The organism is Brucella sp. HL-2, assembly GCF_025846885.2.
Classification (GTDB): domain Bacteria; phylum Pseudomonadota; class Alphaproteobacteria; order Rhizobiales; family Rhizobiaceae; genus Brucella; species Brucella quorumnocens.
The window spans coordinates 71328-87334 of record NZ_JAOYTK010000002.1 but is presented as its reverse complement, the minus strand read 5'-3'; the positions used below and the strand labels follow the sequence as shown (position 1 = coordinate 87334).

Below are 16007 nucleotides of genomic sequence, written 5' to 3'. Positions count from 1 at the left end.
ATGCGTATTTTCACCGCGTCGCTTGCAACTGAAACCAATACATTTTCGCCCGTACCAACCGACCGCGCGTCGTTTGAAATGGCTTTTTATGCCGCACCGGGCAAACACCCTGATACGCCGACGCTGTGTTCATCGCCAATCGTGGCATTGAGAAAGCGAGCCGCTGCAGAAGGGCTGACAGTAATCGAAGGCACAGCCACTTGGGCTGAACCTGGCGGCTTGCTGCAGAAGCAAGCCTTTGAAGAACTGCGTGATGAAATCCTTGAACAGTTGAAAGCTGCGATGCCGGTGGACGCCGTGGTGCTTGGCCTGCATGGCGCCATGGTTGCCCAAGGCTATGATGATTGCGAAGGCGATCTGCTTGAGCGTGTACGCGCAATCGTGGGACCGGATATTCTGGTTGCCAGCGAGTTCGACCCGCATAGCCATCTCACTCAAAAACGTGTCCAAAACCTGAATATTTACGCTGCTTTCCTCGAATTTCCTCACACGGATTTTTATGAACGCGGCGAACATGTCGTGTCGATGGCGCTCGATACCTTAAAGGGCAACATCAAGCCGATCATTTCCACCTTTGACTGCCGCATGATCGGGGTGTTCCCCACAAGCAAGGAACCGATGCGCTCGTTCATCGATCGTATCAAGGCCATGCATGGCCGGGACGGAATTCTATCCATCTCCGTCATTCATGGTTTCATGGCAGCGGATGTTCCTGAAATGGGGACGCGCATTCTTGTCGTCACCGACAACGACCGCGCAAAAGGCGATGCGCTCGCAGAAAAATTGGGGCGAGAGCTTATCGGGATGCGCGAGCAGACATTGATGACCATGTACAGCATCGATGACGGCATTGACCGCGCGATTGCGGCACATGCGGTCAACCCGGCAAAGCCCGCAGTGATTGCCGATGTGTGGGATAATCCAGGTGGTGGTGTTGCGGGCGACGGCACCCATATTCTGCGCCGCTTGATAGACCGCGGTATCCGGAAAGCCGCGGTTGCGACCATATGGGATACACTGGCCGTCACTTTCTGCCATGCGGCAGGCGAAGGCGCCGTGATTGATCTGCGCATAGGCGGCAAATCTGGTCCACAGGCCGGAGAACCAATTGATGCGCGCGTGACGGTTATGAAAGTTTTGCCCGAAGGCTGGCAGAGCTTTGGCCTTAGTCGTGTCACGCTCGGACCGTCGGCAGTTGTGCGTATTGAGGGGACCGAAATCGACGTCATTCTCAATACCAACCGCACGCAAACTTTTGAGCCGGATGTTTTCTCCAATATCGGTATTGATCCGATGCTAAAAGACATTCTGGTCGTCAAATCGACCAATCATTTTCATGCAGGGTTTGCGCCCATTGCAGCCGAGATCATCTATGTCGACGCACCGAGTTCTTATCCCGTCAATCCGAGAGCTACGAACTACCAAAAAATGACGCGGCCAATATGGCCGCGTGTAGATAACCCTTGGGCGTAAAACAAAAAGCGCGAGAAGCCTCCCGCGCTTTTTTCATTAGAGCATAATCCGACCGGAGTGAAACGAGGATCGATAAGATTATGCTTTAAATAGAATGCGTTAGAGCGCCAATCTGATCCAATCAGATCGAAACGCGCTCTAATGTGCCAGAAACGTAGAGATGAATGGCACATAAGTTACCAGCGCAAGCAGGATGAACAGTGCCAGATACATGCTGAATGCCTGACGGGTGAAGTCACCCACTCTGACCTTTGCGATATTACACACCATCAACATGACAGTACCAACGGGCGGTGTCAGCGTCCCAATCGAAAGATTGACGATGACGACAATACCGAAATGCACCGGATCAATGCCCAAAGCCTTCACAGTTGGCATCAACAGTGGAACCAGCACAATCATCAGTGCTGTACCTTCGATCAATGCGCCAAGAAGCAGCAGGATCACGTTAACCGCTAGCAGGAATGCATAAGGATTGCTCGTGAAGGACGAAATCAGCTGCATCAGTGACTGACCGGCCTGCTCGAGCGAAAACACCCATGCGAGTGCCGATGAGGCCATGATAACCAGCATGACGGAAGCCGTCGATTTCGCGGTTTCGATCAGCGAGTCGACTACGTGTGACACACGCATTTCGCGATAGATCACAAACCCGATGATCAGCACGAGCGTAACCGCGACCGCGCCAGCTTCTGTCGGCGTGAAGATATTCATGCGGATACCGCCGATAATGGCGAACAGCAGAAATACTGCAGGCCAGGCAGATGCAAGAGTGGATGCAACTTCCGAACCGCTCATCCGCGTCTCCCGGCTTGGCTTGTAACCACGCTTTACCGAAGTGATGTAGGCTGCAATCATCAGAATGACCGCGCCAAGAAGTCCAGGAATGACACCCGCCATGAACATCTTGCCGATCGAGACGTCAGCAATCAGACCATAAATAATCAGCGCAATACCGGGAGGAATGATCGGTGTAATGAGCGAGCCAGCAGCTGTCACGGCACAGGAGAATGCCTTGTCATAGCCGCGCTTGACCATTTCCGGAACCATCATGCGGGTAAGCATGGCGCTATCTGCAAGATTGGACGCACTGACACCGCCCATCAGGGTCGAAACCATGATGTTGGTCAGCGCCATACCACCGCGCATACGGCCGACCAGAATATCAGCAACCTTGATTAGCCGCTCGGCGATACCGGTATGCGACATAACGGTGCCAAGCATGATGAAGAACGGAATAGCGAGCAGAGACGTATTCTGTGCAGGGCTGATAAAACGCTGAACAGCGATTGCGATTGGCATCTGATTGAAGAAGATGAAGTAAGTGAAAACGGCAATCAGAATAGCAACGTACAGGCGCATGTTGAGCGCAATCAGCGCCAGCATGATGAGAACGATGGTGGTCAGATTCATGCCTTGCCTCCCGCAAAGGCGGCGCGCAAGGTTTTGAAAGCGCCAGCGAACATGTAACAAGCGATAATCACGAAGCCGACAGGCACTGCGATGTCGATCCAGAAATAGGAAACGCGAAGCACATCGGTCACTTTGAACTGCGCTGCGACCGAAAGCTTATAACCGGCATAGGACACATAAAGCAGAAAGAGCCCGGAGAGAATTCCGATCACAGAATTGATGATGTCGCGGACCTTGTCTGAGAACATGTCCACGAGCATCGGAATTGCGAGATGCTGGTTAGTGCGCTCAGCCGCAACACTGCCCAGCATAATGATCCAGATCATCAACAGACCGGCCATCTCTTCAGTCCATTGCAGTGGTTGATGCATCCAATAACGCATGACGACCGCGGCGTTGAACATCGCCAGCAACACGAAAAGCGGCGCTGCGGCCAACCAGTCGATCAGTTTTTCAAAAAGTTTCATCGGATTAAATTCCATGACGGAGCCATGCCGCAGCGAGGGTCACGACCCAATCTGCGACATGGCAATATCCGGATTGAAGGGGATTAGTTCAGTTCAGCTTTGATCTTTTCGTAAAGACCTGGCGACCATTCCGGGAACTGCGTGTAGACCTTTTCAGCAAGCGCCTTGAAAGGAGCACGATCGACATCGATCACTTCGACGCCTGCTTCCTTCATCTTTTCGATCATTTCATTGTCTTTTTCGATCGTAAGCTTCTGGCTGTAGAGACCCGCATCATAAGCAGATTCATGGATCATCTTGAGCTGTTCTTCTGGCAGCGTCGAGAAGAAGGCTTCACCACCGACGATGAGTGCAACGTTGGTCAGATACCCGACCTTGCTCAGATACTTGGCTTCTTCCTGGAATTTCTGGCCATAGAGAACCGAAATTGGATTTTCGACGCCATCGATCACACCTTGCGCCAGTGCCGGGAAGGTTTCTCCCAGAGGCATAGGAGTTGGTGTAGCGCCCATGGCTTCAAAGGTTTTGATCTGCATGACGTTGTTTGGCACGCGGATTTTCAGGCCCTTAAGGTCTTCAGGCGTGCGGATCGGCTTCTTGGAAATGATCTGACGAATACCGTAAAGATAGTTCGGCATTACGATGTGAATGCCCTTCTTTTTCAGTTCTTCGCTCTTCTCCTTGAACCAAGGACCGTCATACACTTTGAAAAGCTGTGCCGGATCATCCGTCAGGAACGGGCCATAAAGCACGCCGAGGTCAGGATCATATTCTGCCAGAAAGCCAACATCGGAAATCGTCACGACATTGAGGCCCATCATGGCCTGCTCGGTCACATCCTTCTTGGAACCTAGCTGCGAGCTTGGATAAAGCTCAAGCGTGATTTCGCCATTGCTGCGCTTGGCAAGATCGTCTTTCCAGTAATGCATCACCTCATCAAAAGGCTCGCCCGGGTTGTTTTCATAGGCAACTTTGATCGACACGTTGGCAGCATAGACTGCCACGCTTCCTGCCAACAACATGCCAGCGGCGATCATGCCGGTAACGAGTTTCTTCATGATATTCCTCCCTTTTGGGGTCTTCAAACAATGGCCACGAGGCCGGTTTCCTCCACTAGCGCTCAATGCCGTCCTTCCCGACACGGAGCATTTGCTTCGATTCAGTTGCGTTCAATGATGATTTTCAGGATGTTACGGTCGCCGTCCCAATAAGACAGCGCCTGTTCAGCTTCCTCAAATGGAAACACCTTCGAGATAAGTTGATCCGCATCGCTTCCAAGCTTTTCCAGATGGGCGATGACAGCTTCAAAATCGGTGAGCGTCGCATTACGCGAGCCCATGATGTCGAGTTCTTTGAGATTGAAGAACTGGGTCTGATAGGTCACTGGCGACTTGGAATAGCCGACATAGACCACACGACCAGCAAAGCCTGCGAGGTCAACTGCCTGCGTGAAAGTGATCGGCAGCCCGACCGCTTCAAAAGCAATATCCACACCATCGTCATTGGTAAGCTCCTGCACGGATGCCACCACACCTTCACCACCCGGTAGAGCGTGCGTAGCGCCAAACTTCAGCGCCAGTTCGCGCTTTTCCGCACTTGGATCAATCGCGATAACCTTAGCTCCACGCGCAATTGCACCGATCAGCACGCCCATACCGATCATGCCACAGCCGAGAACGGCAACCGTGTCGCCAGCCTCGACGCGCCCGCGCTCAACAGCGTGAAATCCAACAGAAAGCGGTTCAACCAATGCCAGATGACGTGGTGCCAAGCTTTCGTTCAGAATGAGCTTTTCGGCTGGAAGGACAATCTGTTCTGCCAGTCCGCCATTCTGCTGAACGCCGAGAGTCTTATTGTAGCGACAGGCGTTCAATCGGCCTTTACGGCACGACGAGCAGGTACCGCAATTGGTGTAAGGCAACACGATAACGCGCTTACCCTTGGCATAAGCAGCACTCACGCCCTCATCTGCTTCGATGATCTCGCCGCCAATTTCGTGACCCGGAATACGGGGAAGTTCGACCAGAGGATTTAGTCCTTTGAACGTATTCAGATCGCTGCCGCAAAGTCCCACATGACGCACGTTAACCCGGACATGACCAGGCAGGAGAGGTGCTTCGGGAATTTCAGCAAAACGGGTAACGTTTTCGCTCTCGATACGCAGAGCTTTGACCATCGAAATATTCCTGTCAGTCGTCATTGAATAAAGGGCAGATCAGGTTACGGCACCGACCTGCCAAGGTACGAATTCGTTATCGCCATAGTCGTAGATTTCGCTGAGCGTCTGCTCACCCGAAGCGACTGCGATAATGTGTTCGAAAATGCGCGTACCGGACTCTTCGATGGTTTCGTCCCCTGTGACGATGCCACCGCAATTGAAGTCCATGTCTTCCTTCATGTGCTCGTACATTTCGGAATTGGTCGCGATTTTGATGCAGGGCGCTGGCTTGAAACCTGAGACCGATCCGCGACCAGTCGTGAAGCAGATCACATTGCAACCGCCGGCAACCTGCCCCGTCACAGCAACCGGGTCATAGCCCGGCGTATCCATGAACGTGAAACCCTGTTCCGTGACGGTCTCAGCAAATTCATAAACGGCCTTAAGCGGCATCGAGCCACCTTTGGCAACAGCACCCAGCGACTTTTCGAGAATGGTGGTCAGGCCACCAAGCTTGTTTCCGTGTGATGGATTGTTGTTCAGCTCGTCACCGTTGCGCGCCGTATAATCACGCCACCAATCGATACGCTGCAACAGCTTCTCAGCTACCGCAGGCGTAACAGCGCGGCGCGTCAGCAGATGTTCTGCGCCATAGATTTCTGGCGTTTCAGATAGAACGGTCGTGCCACCATTACGCACGATAAGATCAGACGCATAACCCAAAGCCGGATTTGCAGAAATACCCGAATAACCGTCAGAGCCACCGCATTCGAGCGCGACTTTCAGCTTCGACAAAGGCTGTGGTGTGCGCTTGGCAGAATTCACCAGCGGCAGCATTTCCTTGATTTCGGCAATTGCGTGATCAATGGTCTTGCGGGTACCGCCATGTTGCTGGATCGTCATGGTGCGCAGGCGCGTACCCTCTTCCATGCGATAATGCTCCATAATCGGCGCGATCTGGTTGGTTTCACAGCCAAGACCGATCAGCAGAATGCCACCGAAATTCGGATGTTTGGCGTAGCCCTGAATTGTCCGGGTCAGCAGGCGATAGCCTTCCGATTTGGTGTTAAGCGCACAGCCACTGCCATGGGTTAGCGCCACCACGCCATCGACATTCTCGAAGCCATCGAGACCGCCCATGCGGTTAAAATAATCCGCGATATAGCGCGAAACCGTGGCCGAGCAGTTTACCGATGAAATGACGCCAATATAGTTACGCGTACCAACACCGCCGAACCCGCGATCATAACCCATGAACTGACGACGCTCTGCTTGCGGCAGCATTCCGCGTTCTTCGATATCAACCGAAAACTGATGCTCATGTTCTGATGGAAGCATTGCGAGATTATGCAGATGAACATGCTCGCCAACAGCAATATCCTGAATGGCAACACCAATCACCTGACCATATTTGTGCACTTCCTTGCCGGCCGAAATATCGCGCAAAGCCACCTTGTGGCCACGCCCGATCAGATCGCGCGCGATGATATCGCTAAGCCCAATTGGGTCTCCTGCACGGACCGAAATGCGCGCTACCGCCACATCGTCGGACGGATGTAAAAGGATTACCGGCGTCACAGCCGAAATAGCCTTATCGTTCATAGTTCTGACCTCACTCCCAAATCCGCTACAGCAAATGTTCGAACCTAATCCCGAGGCTCGTTCTCCATCCATCGCTGCTTTGATGTATCCAGATGCGTTCGCATCGCTGCCTGTGCCAGAAGTGGATCCCTCGCTTCAAGGGCAGCAAAAATCTTCTCGTGTTCCGCCAAAGCATATGTCCATGTTTCGGCGTTCTCGTAACGCGTACGCATCTGCGCTGTGAGTGGACTATGCCGCTCGTCAAACAGGTCGCGTACAATACGCATCACGACCGAATTCCCAGACTGCTCGGCAATAATGAGATGAAACTGTCGATCCAGTTCGATGGGTTTGCGACCGGCCTCAATCTGCAACCGCATGGCATCAAGGTTGCCACGCAGGCGATCCAGCGCATCAAGCGTGATATGGCTGCACGCCATGAGCACAGCACTACCCTCAATCAGTGAGCGCGCCTGCATGATTTCAAGCGGACTTTCGCCAATCGAGCCGCCTTGTGCTGGAAGTCGCGTTTCTTCGGCCGCAACATAGATGCCGGAGCCCATGCGGATTTCAACATTGCCTGCAATTTCAAGCGCGATGAGTGCTTCACGCAATGACGGTCGCGACACGCCCAGCTGATGCGCAAGTTCACGCTCAGCGGGAAGCCTGCTTCCAGCCGGAAAATGCCCCTCACGGATCAACAGCCTGACCCGGTCGGCAATCTGTTGGTAAAGCCTCCGTGGTTCCACGGAGCCGATGTGCTCACTCATGTTATCTCCCAAATTGGCCTTACCATATTTTGAAGACGCAAAAAGTGCAATATCACCTATGTCATTGTTATTGCATGATTTTGATGGTTTTGTCAGTTTTGTCGCAGCTCGCTCTAGATGACTTTTAAAGAGTGGCTTGACCAATTTTACTCGCTGGAATAGCTATTCCAACCTATTCAAGGGAGGACTTCATGACCGATCAGCCATCGATTCTACAGTTCGGAACGAGCCGCTTTCTGCTCGGACATGCGGATTTCTTCATTTCGGAAGCGCTTGCAAAGGGCGACGCAATCGGAACGGTCGCAATCGTTCAGACCACCTCCAATCCAGAAAGTGCGCGGCGCATCGCAGCGCTTAATAGCGGCGAAGGCTATCCGGTCATCATTCGCGGCCTTACAGGTGGCGAACCAATTGATGAGAAACATCAAGCCAAAAGCGTGACTGCCGCCTATTCCGCTCATACGGATTGGCAGACGATCCGCACGCTGGCAACAAAGGTTAAGGTCATTCTGTCCAACACGGGCGACAAGGGTTTTGAGCTCGACGCCAGCGACGATGTTTCTTTGCTCACCGAGACAGACTGCCTTCCAAAAAGCTTCCCCGCAAAGCTACTTGTGCTGCTGCACCATCGCTGGCAGGTCAATCCAGACGCTTCGCTGTCGATTTTCCCTTGCGAGCTAATCTCACGCAATGGCGACAAACTGCGTTCGATTGTGCTGGGTCTCGCGGAAACGTGGAGCTTGCCCAAGGCTTTCACGCAATGGATTGAAAGCAAATGCGTCTTCGCCAACAGCCTCGTTGACCGCATCGTATCAGAACCGATTGATCCGGTCGGCGCGATTGCCGAACCCTATGCAATCTGGGCAATCGAGCAGGCGAAAGGCCTGAGGCTGCCCTGCACGCATCCCGATATCGTCTTGACGGATAATCTTGCGCTCTATGAGCGTCTCAAGCTTTACTTGCTCAACCTCGGCCATAGTTTCATTGCCGAACGGTGGCTGAACGGCAATCGTCCGAAAGATGAAATCGTGCTGGAAGCAATGAACGACGAAACGATCCGCAATGAACTTGAAGCGCTTTGGCGCGAAGAAGTTCTGCCGGTTTTTGCCGCAGATGGCCTTGGCGAACAGGCGGAAGCCTATGTTGTTACCGTTCGCGAGCGCTTCCTCAACCCGTTCCTCAAGCACCGCATTGCTGACATTGCTTCAAATCACGCAGAAAAGAAGCAGCGTCGCTTTGCGCCAATCATTGCTCGCGCGAAGGAGCTCGGCCTCGATCTGGAACAGCGTCGTTTAAAGACGGCTGTCGGCTGAGCCAGTCGTTAAGTTCAATTTCGGCGCGCTCCAGCGCGCTGTAATTCAAAAGCTTGCGCAAAAACGCGACTGTCACGGCACGAGCGCGGAGGTTGAAACGTCCTTCCTCCGGCTCACCTTTATCCTGATAAACACCCAGCTTTTCATAGAGTTGCTGTAGTCTGTTTTGCACACTTCGCAGTGACAGATTGCGCCGCCGTGCGATCACCCGATCAGTCAGCCCGAGTGCGATATCAATCAGAATTTCATATTCGCTTTCGCTGAAACCGCTGGCGTGACCAAGGCTTTTCTGCTGCAAACCACGCACTTCGCGATCGATCACACATTGCGCTTCGACAAAAATGCTTCGCAACGCCAGTCGCAATTTGTCATCAGATGCCGACTTCAGCACGTAGCCGTAGGCGGCCCCTTCCGGCACGATGCGCGAGACACCGCGCACATAGGCTTCATCAGCATAATTCGACCAGAACAGGATGCGGGTTTCCGGATTTTCCTTCCAGATTGTGCGGGCCGCTTCGATGCCATTTCGCCCGCTCATTTGTAAATCCATTACAATATGGGCAGAACGATGCATCCGCGCGAGCTTCTCGCCCGCTGAACCATTGTCTGCTTCCAGCACATCGTTGCACTCCGGCAATGCTGCGCGGATCGCTTCGCCCAGATAAGTGCGATGCAACGGATCATCTTCCACGATCAGAACCTGCATCCTACCCTCCACTTGACTGACATGTTTCCGGTGGCAGATGGATCGTCACGCATGTGCCGCTGCCCTCCGTATTCTTTCTGATGGCAAAGCTCGCCGAAATCAGCCGCGCACGTGTGCGCATATTGTCGATACCATGACCAATACGCTGCGCCTGACGGTCCATACCAATACCATCATCCATAACTTCGACGAGAAGCCGCCCGCCCTTATCGCGAAGACGAACGCGGATTTCTCCGGCGAGCGCATGGCGGATCGCGTTGTTGATCGCTTCCTGCACAATTCGGAAAAGCGAGGTCGCAACCGTCTCCTCAAGCTTGTCCGTCATACCTTCGCTATAGTCGTCGAGAAACCACTCGATTGCAGCCCCGCTTTCGCGAATTGAACGATCAAGATGGTTCTCTGTCGCCTGCGCGAAGCCAAAAAGCTGCAACACAGAAGGTTTTGCTTCTTCAATGATTTGACGCAAATCCTGCATGCAGTGCTGTAGGCCACGAAACAGTGGTTCCAGTTGCTCGCCGGAAAGATCGGGGGCTCGCGTCAAACGTTCGACATGACGCGCTAAACGGGTCAGGTCTGCCAGCGTCTGATCATGCAGATCCATGCCGATGCGATGCCGCTCAATCTCCAGCGCTTCGGTGAGTTTGAGGGCGCCAAAGCGCAATCCTTCCTCCCTCGCCCGCGCTTCCGTCTCGACAATAGCTGAACGTTTGGCCTGTTCCGCAGCACGGATTGCAAAGAAATATGGAGCCAGAAGATCGGCAATCGACTGCGCGTTTTCAACATCCCGTGTTGAATAGCAGCCCGACTGCAAACTGGAGCAACTCAGCGCCCCGATAATATCCCCTTGCGCCTTTAGCGGTACATGGAGACGGGCCTTGAGATCATGTTCGATGATCGGCGTTGAAAACGACCCCTCGAAATGAAACCGAGTGTCGGTGCGCGCATCGTCCGTTAGCAGATATTCAACTTCACCCGATAGAAGAGTGCGAATTGGACTGCCTGATAGAAGCGCAGGCGGATTTCGGCTCCAGGCCGTCTCGATCCCGCTTTCATAAGCGATGTGAAACTTGCCATCGACCATCTTGATACAAACGTCGAGGTGGTCATAGGGCAGGATATGATTGATCTCGGCTGCCACCGCTTGAATGATGGAATCAAAATCCAGCTGGCCAGCCAGCAATCTCGAAATATTGAGATAATGGTCGAGCAGGCGCTCAGGCGCTAATTCCAGCAAGCGACGCTCCTCCCAAAGACAGATTGCTTTGCTTCTTATCATACGCCGTTAGCCAATAGAGCGCTGCGCCCTGGGGGCGTATTAAAGTCGCTCTAATATCTTAAATAGCTGCGTAATTTCATCTTAAACTGATTACAGTTTAAGAAATTATGCTGTGACGCGTCTTGCGGGTTCCCGCAATTATGCTGCAGGAAACCGCACCATGGTTGCTTCGATCAGCCTTCACAGGACAACGCATTTATTTCATTCTCGCTTCACCAGAAAATTGCCCACAAGACAATAGGTAATGTGATGCGCAAACTGGGACCGTTGAGGAGCGGTCGTGCGGGAGGCTTCGCACATAAGGATTCAAACGGACCGAAGCGTCAAGAACGCTGCGGCACCGCAAATTTGTAACTGGGAGGAATAAAATGAAGCTTGGGAAAATTCTTTTGGCATCCGCAGCACTCACCACTGTGATGGCGACTGGCGGTGCATTTGCCGACACAGCGTCGAAGAAGATCGCCTTCTCGAACAATTATGCTGGCAACTCATGGCGTCAGGCCATGCTTCAGAGCTGGGACAAAGTGACGAAAGAAGCTGTCACTGCCGGTACGGTTTCTGCAGCAGACGCTTTCACCACCGCAGAAAATCAGGCGACAGAGCAGGCCGCGCAAATTCAGAATATGATCTTGCAGGGTTACGACGCTATCGTCATCAATGCAGCTTCGCCGACGGCACTCAATGGTGCAGTCAAGGAAGCTTGCGATGCGGGCATCACGGTTGTTTCCTTCGACGGTATCGTAACCGAGCCTTGCGCATGGCGCATTGCGGTGGACTTCAAGGCGATGGGCGAAGGTCAGGTCGAATATCTTGCAAAGCGCCTGCCTGAAGGCGGCAATCTGCTTGAAATTCGCGGCCTAGCTGGCGTTTCGGTGGATGACCAGATGCATGCTGGTATCGAGGAAGGCGTCAAAAAGCATCCGAACTTCAAGATCGTCGGCTCAGTCCATGGCGATTGGGCGGCCGACGTTGCACAGCGCGCGGTTGCCGGTGTTCTGCCAAGCCTGCCTAAAATCGATGCAGTCGTGACGCAGGGTGGCGATGGTTATGGCGCTGCGCAAGCATTTGCTGCTGCAAAGCGCGAAACACCGATCATCATCATGGGCAATCGTGAGGACGAACTGCAGTGGTGGAAGCAGCAGAAAGACGCGAACGGCTATGAAACCATGTCGGTTTCGATTGCGCCGGGTGTTTCAACACTTGCTTTCTGGGTCGCGCAACAGATCCTCGACGGCAAGGAAGTCAAGAAAGACCTCGTCGTTCCGTTCCTGAGCGTCAGCCAGGAATCGCTCGAAAAGGACCTTGGCAACACCCAAAAGGGTGGCGTTGCGAATGTCGAATATTCGCTTGAAGACGCACAGAAGGTCATCGCGGAAGCGAAGTAATCCTTTTTCTCACGGGGTAGGCGTGTCTCATGCCTGCCCCTCCCTCATCTCTAATACAGTTCGGGTGCATGTCTGAAACAATCGACAAACGCGAGGTTGTCGCCGCACGCAATATTCGCGTGCAGTTCGGTGCGGTAAAGGCACTGGATGGCGCTGAGCTTGTGATCCATGAAGGCGAATGCGTGGGACTTGTCGGCCATAACGGCGCGGGCAAATCCACCATCGTCAACGTCATTAATGGCGGACTTTCGCCGCATGAAGGCAGCATCTCCTACCATGGCGAAGAAGGCCACGGCGTGGTGACTGCGCGCAAGCACGGTATTCGCTGCGTCTTTCAGGAATTATCACTCTTTCCTAATCTGACGATTGCCGAAAATGTGCGCATCATGCAGCGCGACCTTACGGGCGCGAACTGGCGCGGCAAGGCGGTTGACCTCATTTCGCAAAAGCTCAGCGATATTTTTCCCGGCCATAAGATTGATTGCTCTTCAACAATCGATGAGCTCACGATTGCCGAGCGGCAGATGGTGGAAATCTCCATTAATTTTACAGCACCAAGCATAGCACCTAAACTGGTTATTCTCGATGAACCAACTTCGTCGCTCGATGCGGGTATTGCGGCTCAGCTGATGGCCTATGTCCGCCGCTTTGTGGGTACAGGCGGCTCGGTTATCCTTATTTCACATATGCTTGGTGAAATTCTCTCGACCTCAGACCGCATCGTCGTGATGAAGGATGGTAAGGTCGTTGCCAATCGTGCGGCAAAAGATTTCACCAATCGTAGCCTTGTGGAAGCCATGGGCAGCGTGGAACGCGAGAAATCTGCTCGTCGGGCTGCAAAGGTCGATTCAAGCGGCAAACCTGTGCTTGCATCCACCAAGCGTGCCAATGACATTAAGCCGTTTCAGGCTTTCAGAGGCGAAGTTATCGGGCTTGCGGGGCTTGCCGGTCATGGCCAAACAAAGATGTTGCTCGATCTTTATTATGCTCGCCGACCAAACTGGCTGCCTGCACGCAATTGCGAGATAGCCTTCGTTGCGGGTGATCGCAGCCTCAACGGAACGTTTCCGCTCTGGAGCATCCTTCACAACCTCACAATCGGTTCGCTTGACCGTCTGTCATCCATGAAACTCGTTGATGAGAGCCGCGAAGACACGCTTGGCGCACAGTGGAAAGACAAGATCCAGATCCGCACACCGGATATGGGCAATCGTATTCTGTCACTCTCCGGCGGCAACCAGCAGAAAGTGCTTTTTGCGCGCGCACTCGCGACAAGCGCCAATGCCATTCTGATGGATGACCCCATGCGCGGCGTCGATGTCGGCACCAAGCAGGAAGTCTACGAAATCCTGCGTCATGAAGCTGAAAAAGGCCGAACCTTTGTCTGGTATTCCACCGAAATGGACGAAATCGAACTGTGTGATCGCGTCTATGTCTTCCGCGACGGTGCAATCGTGACAGAACTCGTCGGCGATGAAATCACGGAAAAAAGCGTGCTTGCTGCATCATTTGAGGGAGGACACGAATAATGCGTCTCTCCGCATCATCCCTTCGCCTCCTAACACCGGTTTTCTCACTCGCTCTGTTGCTGGCCGCTGTCTTCTACATGCAGCCCCGCGCCATGAGCTATACCGGCCTCAATCTCCTGTTCAATCTGGCGGTGCCGATTGCACTCGCTACGATTGCGCAAATGCTCATCATGGCGGTCAACGACCTTGATCTTTCGATGGGAACTTTTGTGAGCTTCGTGGTCTGTGTGGCCGCGACTTATCTCAACACCAATCCGGTCATCGGCGTGCTTATCCTGGCCGCAGCCATTGCCGCCTACGCGGCCTTGGGTGCAATCATCCACCTGCGCAATCTGCCGTCCATTGTCGTGACACTTGGTATGAGCTTTGTCTGGGGCGGACTGGCCGTTCTGCTATTGCCCTCGCCCGGCGGTCAGGCGCCAGACTGGGCGCGCTGGATCATGACCACCAAGCCGCCATTTGTGCCAATGGCTATCGTTGCCAGTGTGCTGATCGCAATCGTCACGCATTTCATCGTCATGCGGACCACTTTCGGCGTGCTGATGCGCGGCGCAGGCGGCAATACGCGTTCCATCGAGCGCGCGGGCTGGTCCATCACCGCAATCCGTGCAGGTACCTATGCATTGGCTGCTTTCTTTGCCGTTCTTGCCGGTATTGCACTTGTTGGCCTCACGACTTCAGCCGATGCCAATATTGCGCTGCGCTATACGCTGCTCTCGATAGCAGGTGTCATTCTCGGAGGCGGTGAATTTGTCGGCGGACGTATCTCTCCCATCGGTGCCGTCATCGGCGCACTGACGCTGACGCTTGCAGGTTCGTTCCTTTCCTTCATGCGTATTTCGCCAGACTGGCAGATTGGCGCGCAAGGAGGAATTCTGATCGTCGTTCTGGCTCTGCGTCTCTTCCTCAACCGTCTCGACAGCCGTGGGAAAAAGCAATGACCGCAATTTCTGTTCTCACAAGTCGTCCATGGATTTGGTCTTTCGTTGCGACGATCGCGGTCTGGATTATCACTGTCCTGTTTACAGGCGGGGCCGGTGCACATGGTCTGTCCTATGCGGCCTTCACTTTCGCATCCTTCTCCGTGATTGTTGGTCTTGGGCAGATGTTCGTCATAACGCTGGGACCCGGCAACATCGATCTGTCAGTGCCTGCTACTATGACGCTGGCTGCAACATTGGCTCTCAAGCTGATGGATTCCCAGGACAATATGGTATTGGCAGGTTTGGCTGTTGCCCTGCTGATCGGGCTTGGAATTGGCATCTGCAACTATGCGCTGATCAAGCTGCTGCGCATTCCACCCATCATCGCGACCCTGTCGATGAGCTTCCTTATTCAGTCGACTGCAATCTGGAGCAATCGGGGCTTACGTGTAAAGCCGCCGGAAGTTTTGGCTCAGTTCACCACGTCGTCAACGCTTGGCATCCCCAACGTCGCAATCGTGGCGCTGGTACTATCCCTCATTGGCTGGGTGCTTCTTAAAAGGAGCATCTATGGTCGGTGGATTTCGGCCATTGGGCAAAACCCGTTTGCTGCACGCATGGCAGGCGTTCCGGTCGATGGTACGCGTTTCATCACCTATCTGCTCTGCGCTGTTCTCGCTTCTCTTTGTGGGTTTCTGCTTGCCTGTTTCTCGGGCGGAGCGGCACTCAACATGGGCGCTGAATATCTGCTGATGTCGATTGCCGTGGTCATCATCGGTGGCACAGCTGTTGCAGGCGGCGATTCCAACATCCCCGGTATTTGGGGTGCCGCACTCTTCATGTTCCTCATAGTCTCCATGCTCAACACCTATGGCTTCGGTGCCGGTGTTCGTCTCGTTCTGACCGGACTCACCATCATTGCGGTGATCTTCCTGGCCAGCAGCCGCAGACCTGAGCGTTAAACAGCATTCCTGGAGTAATTTTCTTGTCCCAGAATAATTCAATTTACGAAA

The 16007-nt window shown here is 53.5% G+C and carries 14 protein-coding genes; 6 read left to right on the top strand and 8 right to left on the bottom strand.

All coding sequences use genetic code 11. The features are described from left to right. Positions 1-1473, top strand: coding sequence for a M81 family metallopeptidase (locus OIV19_RS03605; RefSeq protein WP_264230709.1), 1473 nt, complete (start codon positions 1-3; stop codon positions 1471-1473). A gap of 138 nt (positions 1474-1611) precedes the next feature. Here the strand turns inward: OIV19_RS03605 and OIV19_RS03600 are convergent, their stop codons facing one another. From OIV19_RS03600 to OIV19_RS03575, 6 genes are all read right to left on the bottom strand, one after another. After that, positions 1612-2886, bottom strand: coding sequence for a TRAP transporter large permease (locus OIV19_RS03600; RefSeq protein ID WP_264230708.1), 1275 nt, complete (start codon positions 2884-2886; stop codon positions 1612-1614). Then, entirely contained in the window at positions 2883-3353 is a 471-nt protein-coding gene (locus tag OIV19_RS03595; protein WP_264230707.1) for a TRAP transporter small permease, read from the bottom strand. The genes OIV19_RS03600 and OIV19_RS03595 overlap by 4 nt, the downstream gene beginning before the upstream one ends. Positions 3354-3436: 83 nt before the next feature. After that, positions 3437-4411 carry a C4-dicarboxylate TRAP transporter substrate-binding protein gene (locus tag OIV19_RS03590; protein WP_264230706.1) on the bottom strand — a complete coding sequence of 325 codons (975 nt, stop codon included), beginning with the start codon at positions 4409-4411 and terminating at the stop codon, positions 3437-3439. A gap of 101 nt (positions 4412-4512) precedes the next feature. Beyond that, entirely contained in the window at positions 4513-5529 is a 1017-nt protein-coding gene (locus OIV19_RS03585; RefSeq protein ID WP_264230705.1) for a zinc-binding alcohol dehydrogenase family protein, read from the bottom strand. Between the two features lie 39 nt (positions 5530-5568). Then, positions 5569-7113 carry an altronate dehydratase family protein gene (locus OIV19_RS03580; RefSeq protein ID WP_264230704.1) on the bottom strand — a complete coding sequence of 515 codons (1545 nt, stop codon included), beginning with the start codon at positions 7111-7113 and terminating at the stop codon, positions 5569-5571. Positions 7114-7157: 44 nt separating this feature from the next. Continuing rightward, entirely contained in the window at positions 7158-7862 is a 705-nt protein-coding gene (locus OIV19_RS03575; RefSeq protein WP_095444242.1) for a FadR/GntR family transcriptional regulator, read from the bottom strand. Between the two features lie 191 nt (positions 7863-8053). Between OIV19_RS03575 and OIV19_RS03570 the strand changes: the two genes are divergently transcribed. Continuing rightward, entirely contained in the window at positions 8054-9175 is a 1122-nt protein-coding gene (locus OIV19_RS03570) for a mannitol dehydrogenase family protein (protein WP_264230703.1), read from the top strand. Here the strand turns inward: OIV19_RS03570 and OIV19_RS03565 are convergent. Both OIV19_RS03565 and OIV19_RS03560 read right to left on the bottom strand, forming a co-directional pair. Then, a complete protein-coding gene (locus tag OIV19_RS03565; protein ID WP_191793306.1) occupies positions 9108-9881 on the bottom strand; it encodes a response regulator transcription factor in 774 nt (257 codons plus the stop codon). The two genes, OIV19_RS03570 and OIV19_RS03565, sit on opposite strands and share 68 nt — an antisense overlap. Before the next feature lies 1 nt (position 9882). After that, positions 9883-11115 carry a GAF domain-containing sensor histidine kinase gene (locus tag OIV19_RS03560; RefSeq protein ID WP_264230702.1) on the bottom strand — a complete coding sequence of 411 codons (1233 nt, stop codon included), beginning with the start codon at positions 11113-11115 and terminating at the stop codon, positions 9883-9885. 410 nt (positions 11116-11525) lie between these two features. On the opposite strand from OIV19_RS03560, the gene OIV19_RS03555 reads away from it, so the two are divergent. The 4 genes from OIV19_RS03555 (at position 11526) to OIV19_RS03540 (ending at position 15956) form a co-directional block, all read left to right on the top strand. After that, the gene (locus OIV19_RS03555) at positions 11526-12542 is read left to right on the top strand and encodes an ABC transporter substrate-binding protein (protein ID WP_264230701.1); all 1017 of its coding nucleotides are present in this window, start codon (positions 11526-11528) and stop codon (positions 12540-12542) included. Positions 12543-12610: 68 nt separating this feature from the next. Further along, on the top strand, positions 12611-14071 hold the full coding sequence (locus OIV19_RS03550; protein ID WP_264230700.1) for a sugar ABC transporter ATP-binding protein: 1461 nt from the start codon (positions 12611-12613) through the stop codon (positions 14069-14071). Beyond that, the gene (locus OIV19_RS03545; protein ID WP_151091994.1) at positions 14071-15012 is read left to right on the top strand and encodes an ABC transporter permease; all 942 of its coding nucleotides are present in this window, start codon (positions 14071-14073) and stop codon (positions 15010-15012) included. Before OIV19_RS03550 ends, OIV19_RS03545 begins: the two co-directional genes overlap by 1 nt. After that, positions 15009-15956 (top strand): ABC transporter permease, encoded by a 948-nt coding sequence (locus OIV19_RS03540; RefSeq protein WP_151091992.1) that lies wholly within the window; start codon positions 15009-15011, stop codon positions 15954-15956. Before OIV19_RS03545 ends, OIV19_RS03540 begins: the two co-directional genes overlap by 4 nt. The last annotated feature ends 51 nt before the right edge of the window (positions 15957-16007 follow it).